Source organism: Rhodococcus sp. H29-C3, assembly GCF_030063405.1.
In the GTDB taxonomy this organism is placed as follows: domain Bacteria; phylum Actinomycetota; class Actinomycetes; order Mycobacteriales; family Mycobacteriaceae; genus Rhodococcoides.
Genome location: NZ_JASITC010000005.1, coordinates 1 through 12666, shown reverse-complemented (window position 1 = coordinate 12666; position 12666 = coordinate 1). Strand labels below are relative to the sequence as shown.

Sequence of the window (12666 nt, the reverse complement as noted above, 5' to 3'; positions counted from 1 at the left end):
GAACAATCGCACACCGGACAGTGTTGAATCTCCTCGTGACTACTTCCGAAAATCAGGCCCCACTCACCGTCTACTCCACGACGTGGTGTGGCTACTGCCGCAGGCTCAAGACTCAACTGGACGAAGCCGGTATCGAGTACAAGGAGATAGACATCGAGCAGGATCCGACGTCGGCCGAGTTCGTGGGCAGTGTCAACGGAGGCAACCACATCGTCCCCACCGTCCTGTTCGCCGACGGCACGACTGCAACCAATCCCTCACTCGCGGCAGTGAAGAGCGCTTTGTCGATGTAAGGCCTCCCGGCCGGGACCGCTAATCGACAGCGGCCCAGGCCTCGAGCATTCCGCGTGCGATGGAGATCGATCCGGGGAGCAGCAACCGTGAATCGGACTCTGCTGCCCAATCCCCCAATTTCAGAGCCGCTCGCACTTCCTCGCGATCGAACCAGTGGGCCTCTACAATTTCGCCGTCCAGAAATTGCAGGGGTACTTCCGGGTCGCCGACTGCCGAGAAGCCGATCATCACCGACCGGGGAAACGGCCACGGCTGACTTCCCAGGTAGGTGATATCGGACACGGTGATGCCGACTTCTTCGGCGATTTCGCGGACGACACATGTTTCCAGAGACTCGCCCGCCTCGACGAATCCCGCCAGAATGGAAAACCTTCGCTCGGGCCATGTCGGTGCGCGAGCGAGGAGGACCCGGTCTGCGCCGTCGTGAACCAGACAGATGACCGCGGGGTCCGTGCGAGGAAACTCCTCGTGGCCATCGGACGTGCTCGTCCTCGACCATCCTGCGGCCGACGGTGTGGTCGCCGCCCCGTCGATGGCGCTGAAGCTGGCTCGGGCGTGCCAATTGAGGATGGCGAGCGCCGTGGTGAGGATCGACAACTCGATCTCGTCGAGACGTTCTCCAATTGCCCGTAGATCCCCCAACTCTCCGCTCAAAGCGCCTACGCGCTGAGCCCAAAGATGTTGGCCGTCTCGAACTCCGAGAAATACCGCATCCAACGCAGGCTCGGCCGCAACCTCGGAGGCAGGTGTGTAGACAAGGCCTGCTGCGTCGATTCGGAGCCGACCTCGGTGATCGATCTGAACGACTTTCGCCGTCGGCCAGCCCGCCCGTAGAGCTTCGGTATCTTTTCTCGACTCCTCCGCCCGATCGAGCGGCGACCGTGACAGAAGCGGGGGTTGAGCAAGTTCGAATCGTGGCACAACCACGACACTATCGTGGAGGGCGTCGGACCCTGCCGTAGGACCGGAGCGACTACGCCGGGCGAGTGCAGGCTCGCCTCCTCGACATCCCGTCGTCAGTCTCCGACACGACGAATGTAGAGTAGCCGGTCGGTCGCCTCGACTGCATCGACCTCGGGCGATCCGACACGGAAGAGCTTGCCGCTACGGACAACCCCCAGAACTATGTCGGTCAGGTGGCGAGGAGAACCCCCGACCTCGTCGCGTTCGACTTCGCGTTCGGCGATGGCAAAGCCCGCCTCGGGAGTCAGAAGATCCTCGATCATTTCCACGACGTTCGGCGTCGTCGTAGCGATTCCCAGCAGCCGGCCCGCAGTCTCGGAGGATACGACCACCGAGTCTGCACCGGATTGCCGCAGCAGGTGGGTGTTCTCGGCTTCCCTGATCGCCGCGACGATCTTCGCTTTGGGCGCGATCTCTCGCGCGGTCAGTGTGACCAGGACCGCGGTATCGTCCCGGTTGGTGGCGACGATGATCGCGGCTGCGTGCTGTGCACCGGTCAACCGCAGAACATCGGACTTGGTAGCCGAACCGTGCACGGTCACCAGCCCCATGCTCGACGCAGATTCCAGCACAGCTGGATCGGTATCGACGACCACGATCTCCGACGCAGGAACACCGTCACCCAGCATGGCGTCCACAGCCGTGCGGCCCTTGGTTCCGAAGCCGATGACCACGGTGTGATTGCGCACTTTGTGCCTCCAACGCTGAATTTTGAATGCCTGTCGAGAGCGCTCGGTGAGTACTGCGAGCGTCGTGCCGACCAACAAGATGAGGAAGAAGATTCGGAGCGGGGTGATGACGAGAATGTTCACCAATCGAGCCGAAGGCGTGATCGGGGTGATATCGCCGTAGCCGGTCGTGGAGAGCGAGACGGTTGCGTAGTAGAGAGAGTCCAGGAACGAAAGTTCGTCGCCCTGCGCGTCTTGATATCCGTCGCGATCGAAATACACGATCAACGCAGCCAGGAGCAACGCACCGAGCGCGACGAGAATACGTCGATAGATCGCCCGCCACGGGCTGCTCTGTAGCTCGGGCACCCGGAGCACACCCACGAGTGCAAAGTCGGGTCTGTCGGTCAACGTGTCCCCGGCGGTCAAACGCGCTCGTAACCTACCTGCCACGTCGGCCACCTATGTCGATATCATCCACGGCTGGCAGCGTAACCCTGTTCGAGCGCTCCGTAGTACCGCTGCCGAGAGTTTCACCGATACCCATGTGGCACGGTGTACCCATGAGCGAGCACAAAAGCCAGGCTGCAGCAGTCCGCCTAGCAGTGATATTGGGCGGCGCGGGCGTTCTCCACTTCGCCACACCCCAGTACTTCGACATTCAGGTGCCTGCCGCATTGCCGGGCAAAGCACGGACCTACACCCAGGTATCCGGCGTAGCCGAACTCGCCGTCGCTGCGACGCTTGCGGTGCCACGGACCAGACGCCTCGGGGGTGCACTGGCCGCCGCGCTGTTCGTAGCCGTATTCCCCGCGAATATCGACCTTGCACGACGGTATGTCCGTAATTCGAAGACTTCTCCCGTCGTCAAGGCTGCCCTGATAGCCCGGCTTCCACTTCAAATACCGTTGGTGACCCAAGCACTGGAGGCACGCCGTAACGCATCCTAGGTCGACTCGGAAACCTATGCCTCACTGCCCAAATCCACGTGCGCGGTTCCGTCTATGAGCGTGGCGAGCGCCCGCGCGTCCGGCAGGTCGCTCGGCGCGACAGTACGGCCGCTGCGCACGTAGTGGAATGCCGCCCGAACCTTATCGAGCGGGACAGGGTCCGATTCGGGGCGTGCGGCGGACATCAATTCGGCCCAGGCGATTCGATAGGCCGCCAACTGCATGACCACCGACTTCTCCTCGGTGGCTGTCGGTTCCTTACCGGTCTTCCAATCGATGACAGTCCAGCCTCCGTCCGAATCAGCGAACACCGCGTCGATCCGACCGCGCAACACTGTTCCCGCGACCGACGTTTCGAAGGGAACCTCGACTTCGATCGGGCTTCGGAGCGCCCAAGTGGACTCGAGAAACGCGTGCTGCAGAGTCTCCAGATCGATGTCGGCCGCCGCGCCGTTGTCCGCAGAGCCGGGAAGTTCGTCCAGATCGAGTAATCGCGTTGCCCCGAACCGCCGTTCGATCCACGCATGAAATGCTGTCCCGCGCCGCGCGAGCGGGTTCGGTGGGAACGGTAGCGGTCGCCGGAGCCGTTCGGCCAAAGCATCGGGATCCGCGGCGAGGTCGACCAATTGGCTGACCGAGAGATTCTCGGGCAACGCAACGGTCACCGTCGGATGAGAGCGTTCCTCACGCTCAGCCAGAAGTGCATTTACATCGGCTGCCCAATTCTCAGGATCGGCGGCGCTCTCGAGGTCCGCCTCCCGGGGTGGCGTACGTGCCGAGAGCGCCGCGATCACCGAGCGCGCACCGTTCTCCACGGCAGGCCGACGCGCACCGAGTGGGTCGCGTGGCCAGATCGCTGAATACGGTTCTGCGCTCAGCGGATTGGCGGTACCGCTTTCCGGTGTTGGGGCCCATCCGTCGATCACCGCAACCGGCTCGGATCCTGTGGCGGCGGACTCGTCGACGAGCTTCTTCAGCTCGTCCAAGAACGGGGACGGACCGCGAGGCTTGGAACTGCTCTCGTCCCACTGGTGGCCGGAAACGAACAGCGCACGCTCCGTTCGGGTAAGCGCAACGTAGAACAATCGTCGATCCTCGGCGAGACGGCGACGGGCCAGCGCGTCCTTGTGCCGACCGACAGCTTCTTGGAGATCCTTTCTGCTGTACAGCTCACTCAGATCCAACACGGGCACACCGTCGGAACCCTCCGCATCGAGCGCTCTGTCTCCGCGGAGGGCAGGCGGTAGCTCGGCCATTGCGCCGAGCCAGGTCGACGATGCAGTCGACGACGGGAACACGCCCTTCGAGACATGAGGGACAGCAACGACTTCCCATTCAAGACCCTTCGCCGAGTGCACCGTGAGCACCTGCACACGATGCGGTGACACCTCGACCTCGCCGGGGGCCAAACCGTTCTCGACTGTTTCCGCGGCCGCGAGGAAAGAAAGGAACCCTGTGATCGTTGCCTTGGGGTTGTCTGCGTAATCGGCAACGACACCGGCGAACTCGTCGAGATGTTCCCGGCCGACGTCTCCACCAGTTGTGAACGGTGTACGTGCCTGAGCCTCGGTCCCGATTCCCATCAGCCGTTCGATGTCTGCGACGAGCTCGGTCAAAGGCTGACCGATGCGCTCACGCAACGTGTGCAGTTCTGCGGCGAGTGCAGTGATACGGCGTCGGCCCACCTCCGAATAGTGCTCTGCTGGGCCTGGATCGGCGATTGCGTCCGCCAGACCCGCATCTTCGGAGTGCTCACCGGGCAACGAGCTCCCGAGCGCAGCGTCCAGTTCGGCGGCATCCTCGACGCGTCCCACTGCTCCATAGCCGGACCTTATGCCCAGTTCTCTGGCCCGGCGAGAAAGCGCACGAAGGTCTGCGGCACCGATTTGCCAGCGGGACCCGGTGAGAATCCGCATTGCTGCGCTACCTGCCAACGGATCGGCCACTACTCTGAGCATCGCGATCACGTCGGCGACTTCGGGGATGTGGAGCAGGCCGCCGAGCCCCACGACCTCTACCGGAAGGCCTCGTTCACGCAGAACCTCGGCAATCGGTTCGGCGTCTGCGTTGCGCCGCACCAGCACTGCAGCGGTGGGGGGTGTACGTCCGTTCTCGGCTGCGGACCGATACTCCCCTGCTATCCGGTCGCCCACCCACTCACGTTCACTGAGCACTGTGTCGGTGACCGTCAATCGAACATCACCAGGGGTGGCCCCTGGACGTGCGCGAAGTGTCGGCACACTGACTCCTGTTTGCCGGAGCGGCGCCGTGACGAGGTTGGCCAGCTCGAGTGCCTCCGGTGGGTTGCGCCAACTGGTCGACAGCTCGAGCCGCGGGGCAGGTGCACCTCCCGCCAACGGAAAATCCGTCGCGAAGCGCGGAAGGTTGGCCGCCGAAGCTCCACGCCAACCGTAGATCGACTGCATTGGATCTCCCACTGCTGTCAAGGCAAGGGTGGAATCGGAACCTCCTCCGAACAGTGAAGACAGCAACACTCGTTGAGCGTGCCCGGTGTCTTGGTATTCGTCGAGCAGCACCAGCCGGAATCGTTCTCGCTCGGAACGGCCTACCTCAGGATGCTCGGCAGCGACTCGTGCAGCCATGGACATCTGACTCCCGAAGTCGAGTGCCCCCTCACGTCGAAGTGTCTCGGCGAGGCGGCTCACGAGGGGCAACAGCGCAACTCGCTTATGTTGCGCATCGAGAATGTCGAGAAGTTCTTTCGTGGGTCCGCCGCGCTGCCCAGCACCTGGCGCGAGAGTGTGCACGAGCTTGTCCAGATCTGTGTGTGCCTGTCGCAGATCATCGGGATCGACAAGATGCTCGGCGAGTTGCCCCGACAGCGCCAGCACGGTCTCGGTGATCGAGGTCGGGTTGCGGTCGGTATCGAGGTCTCCGTCCCAGGTGCTGACGACACGGTGGGCGAGTTGCCACAGTTCGGTTTCCGAGAGCAACGTGGCAGAAGGCTCGATCGGCAACAGGAGTCCGTGCTCGGTCAACAATCGTCCGGCGTACGAGTGGTAGGTGCTGACCTCTGGTTCTCCGCTCACGATGCGGTCACGCAGCTGCAGACTGGGGTCGAGTGCCCGCACGACATCCGATCCCGCGAGACGCGCCAAGCGAGCCCGGATCCTCGACGTCAGTTGCTGCGCAGCCTTTCTGGTGAAGGTGAGCCCGAGAACGCTGTCCGGGTCCACGAAGCCGTTGGCAACCATCCACACCACTCGGGCCGCCATCGTTTCGGTCTTACCGGCGCCGGCTCCGGCGACCACGAGCGTCGGTCCGAACGCAGATGCAATGACAGCGGCTTGTTCGGGGGTCGGTGGATGCTTCTGACCGAGAGCGCTCGCCAGTTCGATCGGATCGATTCGAGCTGAACCGACATCGATCGGAGCCCGATTCTTGGAACGAGCCATCATCGGTCGGTCACCTGTCTGCCGGTCTCGTGCGCTGGGCAACTCGATTTCACGGGGCAGTGTCGACACCCGTCGTTGACGAAGGCGACGAACGTCGGCCCCTGTGTTGCGGACGCGGCCTCGTGCACGGCATCACGCCACTGCTCGAGGACCTCCGGTGTCGGCGCCTGCTGGATTCGCTGCGTCGCCCCGTCCTTGTTGTGGGATTTGGCCACGAACACCAGACGCGCTCCTCCTGGTTCTCCCGCCGGCTCACCTTCGATGGCACCCGCCGCTGCGGCGACCTGATACGTCGCCAGCTGACTATGTCTGCGGGCGTCTTCCTTCGACATCACGGTCCTGGCAGTCTTGACGTCGATGATCACGGGCCGTCCGTCGACATCACGCTCGAGTCTGTCGATCCGTCCACGAAGAGCTACCGACGGTTCTCCTTCCGACCGTGACTCCAGAATTCCGTCGACCTCGACTTCGACGCCTATTTCGGTAAGTTCGCCGCGAGTACCGCGAAGCCATGTCTCGAAGGTGTTCAACATGGCTCCGGTTCTGTCCAACTCATGCCGCGAATACCATTGCGAACCCAGGTCCACACCATCCCACGCAGTTTCGAGTGCCCGCCGCACCTGCTCGGGTGGCATATTGCCTGCCACGGCCTGCACGAGGGTATGCACGAGGGTGCCGGTGACGGCGTGCGTATTGGCGCCGTCGTTTCCGCCGTGCCGATCGAGCATCCAACGCAGAGGACACGTGGTGAGCTGCTCGACGGTGGAGGGTGAGAGAGGTACCGGCCCGTCCGCGAGGACCCACAGCGGAGAGTCGGTACTGACTCCACCGATACCGAACCACTCTTTCGGGTCCGCTCCTTTCACACCTGCCTGTACTAGCCGAGCAAGTTGCTGCGCGGCCCGGTCGTGTTTGGCTGGATCATCTTCTGCGACAATCGGATCACATACCGCACTGCGTAGTTCTGCGACGAGCATCGGCAGTGCCAGGATGCGACCGGACACGTATGCCGGCGGGGCTTGGGACGCATCGAGATCCGGCTCGCCCCTCCCCTGTAGCTCGTCGATGAATCGAGACCTCACCAGATCGGTGTCTCCAGTACTCGAATCCACCGCGGTCACCAATAGCACCGATCGCGCGCGCGAGCAGGCGACGAAAAAAAGCTTGCGTTCCGCTGCCAGCAGGGGTGCAGTCTTCGACAGCTTGTCATCGATGAGCTCGCCGGCATCGGCAATTCCGGCAGCGAGATCGACCAGAGCCTCGGTACCCAGAAGACTTCCCCGCGAGCGAAGCCCCGGCCACAAGCCTTCCTGAACGCCCGCGACGGCGACCAGTTCCCATTCCCGACCAGCTGCTGAGTGCGCACTCAGCACCGTGACGGCGTCGGGTTGCACGGACGAACGGATGGAGTTGGACGTCGAAATCTGTTGTCCGGAGATGTAGTCGACGAAACCTGCTAGTCCCGCCTGGGGTAACCGGTCGACATACGAAGCGGCTGATTCGAACAACGCGACGACGGCGTCGAGATCTCGATCGGCCTGCGCGCCAGTGGATCCCCCCCGCGTCGAGCTGGCAGCCCAGCGCCTCTCCAAGCCCGATGCCTGCCACGCTGCCCACAACACGTCCTCGACTCCACGGCCTCGGCGAGCGGACGCTTTACGGACGACACCGAGTACCTTGCGCAGCGGCGCGGATTCGACATCGGACAACGCTGAGACAAAGCGGGCACTGGGGACGGCTGACGGATCGCGGTCCTCGGAGTCAGTGGGGATCGCAGTACCGACGATCACGGTGCGCAACAGTTCGGCAGAATCTCGTTCGCCTCCCGAGGAGAGCTCGATACGGCGTATCCCGCGGCGCAACCTGCGCAGGCTCACCGGATCCGCACCGCCGATCGGGCCGGACAACAACGCCAAAGCGTCTTCGCCGTCGAAGGATTCATCGACGATCGCCCGCAGCACGAGCAGTAGACCGACCGCCCCGTGTTGCCGATGCACGGGAATCTCGGAGGCAGGCGTGACGATCGGTACACCCGCGGACTGCAACGCCCGTCGCAAGGGCGCGATCGTCCTGGGCACGGATCGCACTACGACGGCCATGTCCGACCAGGGCATTCCGTCGTCGAGATGTGCTCGTCGCATCGTGTCGGCGATGAGGGCCGCTTCCTTTGCCACTGACGGCAGGGTCTGCACCAGGGTGCGAGTTGGACCGTATCTAGGCCCTCCCACCGCTTCGGCACCTCGGTGTCTTCCAGTTCCGGAGAGCCTGCCCGCGATCGGTCCGGTGATCTCGGCAATCTCTCTGCTACTGCGGAAGTTTCGATCGAGGACGATCCGCCGCTCCGAACCAGGCTCTGCAAGATCGGCGACGAACGAAGGATCGGCACCACGGAAAGTGAACACGGACTGGTCCGGATCTCCGGCTATTACCGTGCTCTCGGTGTTGATGCCGATGAGCCGAATCAGCTGCGCCGCCTGGGGGTCGAGATGTTGGGCATCGTCCACCACTAGATGTCTGATCCGAGCGCGCTCGGACGCCAGCAACTCGGGGTCGGTGGCGAACGCCATGAGCGCGCTGCCGATGAGCTCGGCAGCATCGAGGCCAGGAGCCGTCGCTCCCGCTGCTTCTACTCCGACAGCGCCACGCAGCAACATCGACTGCTCGTACCTGGCCGCGAACTTTCCGACCGCGACCCACTCGGGACGCGTGTGCCGACGTCCGAGCTTGACGAGATCTTCCGGGCCGAGGCCACGCTCGGCCGAGCGGAGCATCAAGTCACGAACCGCGGTGACGAATCCCGACATACCGAGAGCAGGACGCACTCGTTCGGGCCAATCGGCGGCCCCGTCTTCGATGTCTCCCCGCAGCATCTCTCGCACCACTGCGTCTTGCTCGGCACCGGTGAGCAATCGTGGTGGTGGATTGCCGTAGATGGCTGCCTGCAGGCGGAGGACGGCGAATGCATACGAGTGAACGGTCCGAACCAGTGGCTCGCGAGTTGCACGTGGCGCCTGCTCCCCGGCGAACAGTCCAGCCGTTATTTCCTCCCGGACCGCCGTGGCAGCGCGCTTCGATTGCGTGAGTACCAGCACCGATTCTGGGTCGCCACACACAATCCGCGACACTGCGTAGTCGGCGACCAGTGCGGTCTTTCCCGTACCCGGGCCACCGAGTACTTGCCACGGGTTCCATCCGGGCGATCCGTTCGATGCGGCTCGAGCCGCATTCTCATCGCTGGAAAGAAGGCGGGCAGCGGGCCCAGTCCAGATGCGGCGAGGGGACTTCGTCTTGGGCGCCCGAACGAGTGTGGTGGTACCGCCGCCGATGGCCGGTACTCCGCTCGGATTCGCCGTAGTCATGGAGAAGATTCGATCATGCGCCACCGACAGACCCTCACCCGCGCGTGTTCGATGCTCGAATTCTCGTCCACGTGATGTTGGTCGGCCGCGATGCGGCATAGTGTCAGCAGTGCCAGAATTGAACTTTCACCAGTACGGCCCGGACACCGGACCCGAGATCCTCGCAATCCATGGGATGACCGGCCACGGTGCTCGCTGGGGTGACCTTGCCGACAATTATCTTCCGCAGGCCCGGGTGCTCGCTCCGGACCTGATCGGCCACGGCCGTTCGCCTTGGACGCCGCCGTGGGATATCGGTGCGCAGGTGGATGGGCTGAAGACGCTTCTCGACAACCATGCCCACGGTCCTGTTCTCGTCGTCGGCCATTCGTACGGGTGTGCGTTGGCGGTCCACCTTGCGGTGAAGCATCCCGAGCTCGTCCGCGGGCTCGTTCTGCTCGATCCGGCTATCGAACTCGACCCCGTCGACCTGCTCGAAGTGGCCGAGCTGACTGCGGTGCATTCCGACTACACGGACGCCGCGGAAGCAAAGGCCGAGAAGATCAACGGTGCTTGGGCCGACGTACCGCAGGCGCTACTCGATCTCGAGGTCGAACAGCACCTCGAGACGATGGACAACGGCCGCGTCAAGTGGCGGACTTCCACCGCTGCAATAGTCGCGTCCTGGGGTGAACTGGCCAGGCCGCTGCTGGTACCGCCGACGGGTACACCGACCGTCGTCGTTCAGGCAAAGAGGGTGCAGCCGCCGTACGTCAGCAAGGAACTGAAGGCCGCATTCCGCACGCAATTGGGCGAGAATCTCACTCTTGTCCAGTTGGATTGCAATCACATGGTTGCCCAGGCGAAACCCAAAGAGGTTGCCAAGTTGGTCCTCGAATTGCTGTAGATGGCTGCGATCACGGAGAAACACGTCGAACGGGTACGCGAGATCGTTGCCTCGGTTCCGCCGGGAAGGGTTGTCACCTACGGCGATATCGCAGCGGCCGCAGGATTGTCGAGTCCTCGAACAGTCGGGTGGATCATGCGCACCGATTCGGCCGACCTACCTTGGCACCGGGTCGTGCCCGCCAACGGAAGACCGGCCGCGCATCTGGCGACACGGCAACTCGCCGAGCTACAGGGTGAGGGCGTCGAGATTCGCGACGGCCGTGTCGATCTACGAACTGCCCGCTTCGATCTGGGGTGAACAACTTCAGACGATGTGCTCGACGGCGGGCGCATCGCCCCGCAGGCCGAGATCTCCGGTTGCAACTTTAGCCAGTACATCCACCGCCGCAACGATTTCCGAAGCGGATCGGGTGAAGGGAATGCGCAGCTTATCGTCGAAGGCATAGCCGGTTCCAAATCTGGTTCCCGAGACGAGAAGCAGATCGCGGGTGGCTGCACGACGAACCAGATCCTGCGAGGACAACCCCTGCGGCAGTCCGCACCACAGCGACAACCCCCCGTCGGGAACGCGAAATGTCCAGTCAGGCAACTGGGCCACCACCCGTGAGACGAGCAGATCTCTGCGCTCACGTAAGCCTGCAACGCGCTCGGCGACAATATTGTCGAACATCGCGAACAATCGGACAGCGGCGGCTTGCTCGACCATGGAGACCGACAATTGGCGACGGTTGTACACCCGAGCCATACGGGAGATCAGCTGCTGATCCGATCTCACCCACCCGACCCGGAGCCCACCCCACACCGTCTTGCTCAACGATCCTATCGAGATGGTTGCCGTACCTGGAACGGGAACTCCGAAGGGCTCGAGGGGATCCGAATGATCCAGTGTCAGATCGGCGGCGACTTCGTCCACGATGGTCAACACGCCGTGCCGAGCCAACGTCGCCGCCAGCCTGCGCCTGCCATCGGCTGTCATCCGGTTGCCCGACGGGTTCGAGAAGTCCGGCATGAAGTAGGCAAGCGTCGGGGCGTTCTGGCGCGCGGCACGATCCACGTCCTCGACCAACGCGTCGGGGTTACCCGCGTCGACCGCCACCGGGACAGGAAGGGCGCCGAAGCTCTCCAATAGTTCCGGTGCCCCCGGGTATGTCGGGTGCTCTATCAAGACGCGGTTGCCGGGTCTGACGAACGTATCCAGCACGAGATGCATTGCGTCACCCGCACCCGAGACTACCAGCACCTGGTCCGGAGTGGTGGGTAGACCACGATGGGAGTATCTGTCCGCGATGGCTCTGCGTAGATCCGAGGTGCCCGGTGGTGCGTAGCCGTGCCCTGACATGGTCTTCGCCAGTGCCGACACCGCGTCCACAAGAGCAGCCGCAAGGAACGGCGAGGCCTCCGGCGCCGCATTGACGAAATCGAGAACGCTCGAACCCTCCGAGCCCATCATCGATACCCAGGAACTCTCGTTGCTGGGGACCGCGACGAAGGTGCCTGCCCCGTGTATCGCTGCCGCCCAACCTTGCTCGCGTAATTCCCGGTACGCAGAGGTGACCGTCACACGGCTGACGCCGAGTTGGGCCGACATCACCCGCTCGGGCGGCAACCTCTTGCCCGCCGGGACGGTGCCGTCGGCAATGATTCCTCGCAACTGATTCGCCAACGAACGGTAGAGCGGCAACCCTTCGATCTTGACCGACCCCATCAGCCCCGCAAGCGTGCGCGCATCCACCTCGGACTGGGAACCGGTGGAATCAGTGGAATCAGTGGAATCAACCGACGAGCCGACGCGGAATGACATCAGTCCAGTTTCACACACAGGCCCTAGTAAATCTCGGCTATCACAGTCCAATAATGAGCCATGTTGATAATAGGACTGCTCCTGTTGCTCCCTGTTGCCTCGTTGGCCTGGCTTCCCGTCATTGTGCGAAGTGGTGGTCGGTGCGGCCTCGACGGCCCACCCCGTAGTCATCGTCTACCCGAATCGACCTCACGCACTAACCTCGGGCTTTCACGCGAATTGAGCTCGACCGAGTGTCAGTTCAGAGGAATGGTGCCCTGAACTGGGAAGATTGAACTTGCGAAGGTAACAATCCAGCGAGTTCGAGAGGCACCATTCCGGTGAGTA

9 protein-coding genes are annotated in these 12666 nt (G+C 63.1%); 4 read left to right on the top strand and 5 right to left on the bottom strand.

Annotation, left to right across the window (positions count from 1 at the left end):
• Positions 1-35: 35 nt before the first annotated feature.
• Positions 36-293: a mycoredoxin gene (locus tag QMK32_RS13040; protein WP_283475380.1), complete on the top strand. Its 258-nt coding sequence runs from the start codon at positions 36-38 to the stop codon at positions 291-293.
• A gap of 19 nt (positions 294-312) precedes the next feature.
• Here QMK32_RS13040 and nudC read toward each other — a convergent pair whose 3' ends face one another.
• Both nudC and QMK32_RS13030 read right to left on the bottom strand, forming a co-directional pair.
• Entirely contained in the window at positions 313-1215 is a 903-nt protein-coding gene (gene nudC, locus QMK32_RS13035; protein WP_283475379.1) for an NAD(+) diphosphatase, read from the bottom strand.
• Between the two features lie 95 nt (positions 1216-1310).
• Positions 1311-2378, bottom strand: a complete 1068-nt coding sequence (locus QMK32_RS13030) for a potassium channel family protein (protein WP_269303299.1) — start codon at positions 2376-2378, stop codon at positions 1311-1313.
• A 110-nt stretch (positions 2379-2488) separates the two neighbouring features.
• Between QMK32_RS13030 and QMK32_RS13025 the strand changes: the two genes are divergently transcribed.
• Complete coding sequence (locus tag QMK32_RS13025; protein WP_283475378.1) at positions 2489-2875, top strand: DoxX family protein; 387 nt, start codon at positions 2489-2491, stop codon at positions 2873-2875.
• A gap of 14 nt (positions 2876-2889) precedes the next feature.
• Here the strand turns inward: QMK32_RS13025 and QMK32_RS13020 are convergent, their stop codons facing one another.
• The gene (locus QMK32_RS13020) at positions 2890-6294 is read right to left on the bottom strand and encodes an ATP-dependent helicase (protein ID WP_283475377.1); all 3405 of its coding nucleotides are present in this window, start codon (positions 6292-6294) and stop codon (positions 2890-2892) included.
• Positions 6291-9650, bottom strand: a complete 3360-nt coding sequence (locus QMK32_RS13015; RefSeq protein ID WP_283475376.1) for an ATP-dependent helicase — start codon at positions 9648-9650, stop codon at positions 6291-6293. Before QMK32_RS13015 ends, QMK32_RS13020 begins: the two co-directional genes overlap by 4 nt.
• A 109-nt stretch (positions 9651-9759) precedes the next feature.
• Here QMK32_RS13015 and QMK32_RS13010 point away from each other — a divergent pair, with 109 nt between their 5' ends.
• Positions 9760-10536, top strand: coding sequence for an alpha/beta fold hydrolase (locus QMK32_RS13010; protein WP_269303291.1), 777 nt, complete (start codon positions 9760-9762; stop codon positions 10534-10536).
• On the top strand, positions 10537-10836 hold the full coding sequence (locus QMK32_RS13005; RefSeq protein ID WP_269303289.1) for an MGMT family protein: 300 nt from the start codon (positions 10537-10539) through the stop codon (positions 10834-10836).
• 6 nt (positions 10837-10842) lie between these two features.
• Here QMK32_RS13005 and yczR read toward each other — a convergent pair whose 3' ends face one another.
• Entirely contained in the window at positions 10843-12339 is a 1497-nt protein-coding gene (yczR, locus tag QMK32_RS13000) for a MocR-like transcription factor YczR (RefSeq protein ID WP_283475375.1), read from the bottom strand.
• Positions 12340-12666 lie beyond the last annotated feature (327 nt).

Bases quoted from the DNA above. Each gene is read 5' to 3' on its own strand.
- QMK32_RS13025 (WP_283475378.1), top strand. From the start codon at position 2,489: ATGAGCGAGCACAAAAGCCAGGCTGCAGCAGTCCGCCTAGCAGTGATA.
- QMK32_RS13020 (WP_283475377.1), bottom strand. From the start codon at position 6,294: ATGATGGCTCGTTCCAAGAATCGGGCTCCGATCGATGTCGGTTCAGCT.
- QMK32_RS13015 (WP_283475376.1), bottom strand. From the start codon at position 9,650: ATGACTACGGCGAATCCGAGCGGAGTACCGGCCATCGGCGGCGGTACC.
- QMK32_RS13005 (WP_269303289.1), top strand. From the start codon at position 10,537: ATGGCTGCGATCACGGAGAAACACGTCGAACGGGTACGCGAGATCGTT.
- yczR (WP_283475375.1), bottom strand. From the start codon at position 12,339: ATGTCATTCCGCGTCGGCTCGTCGGTTGATTCCACTGATTCCACTGAT.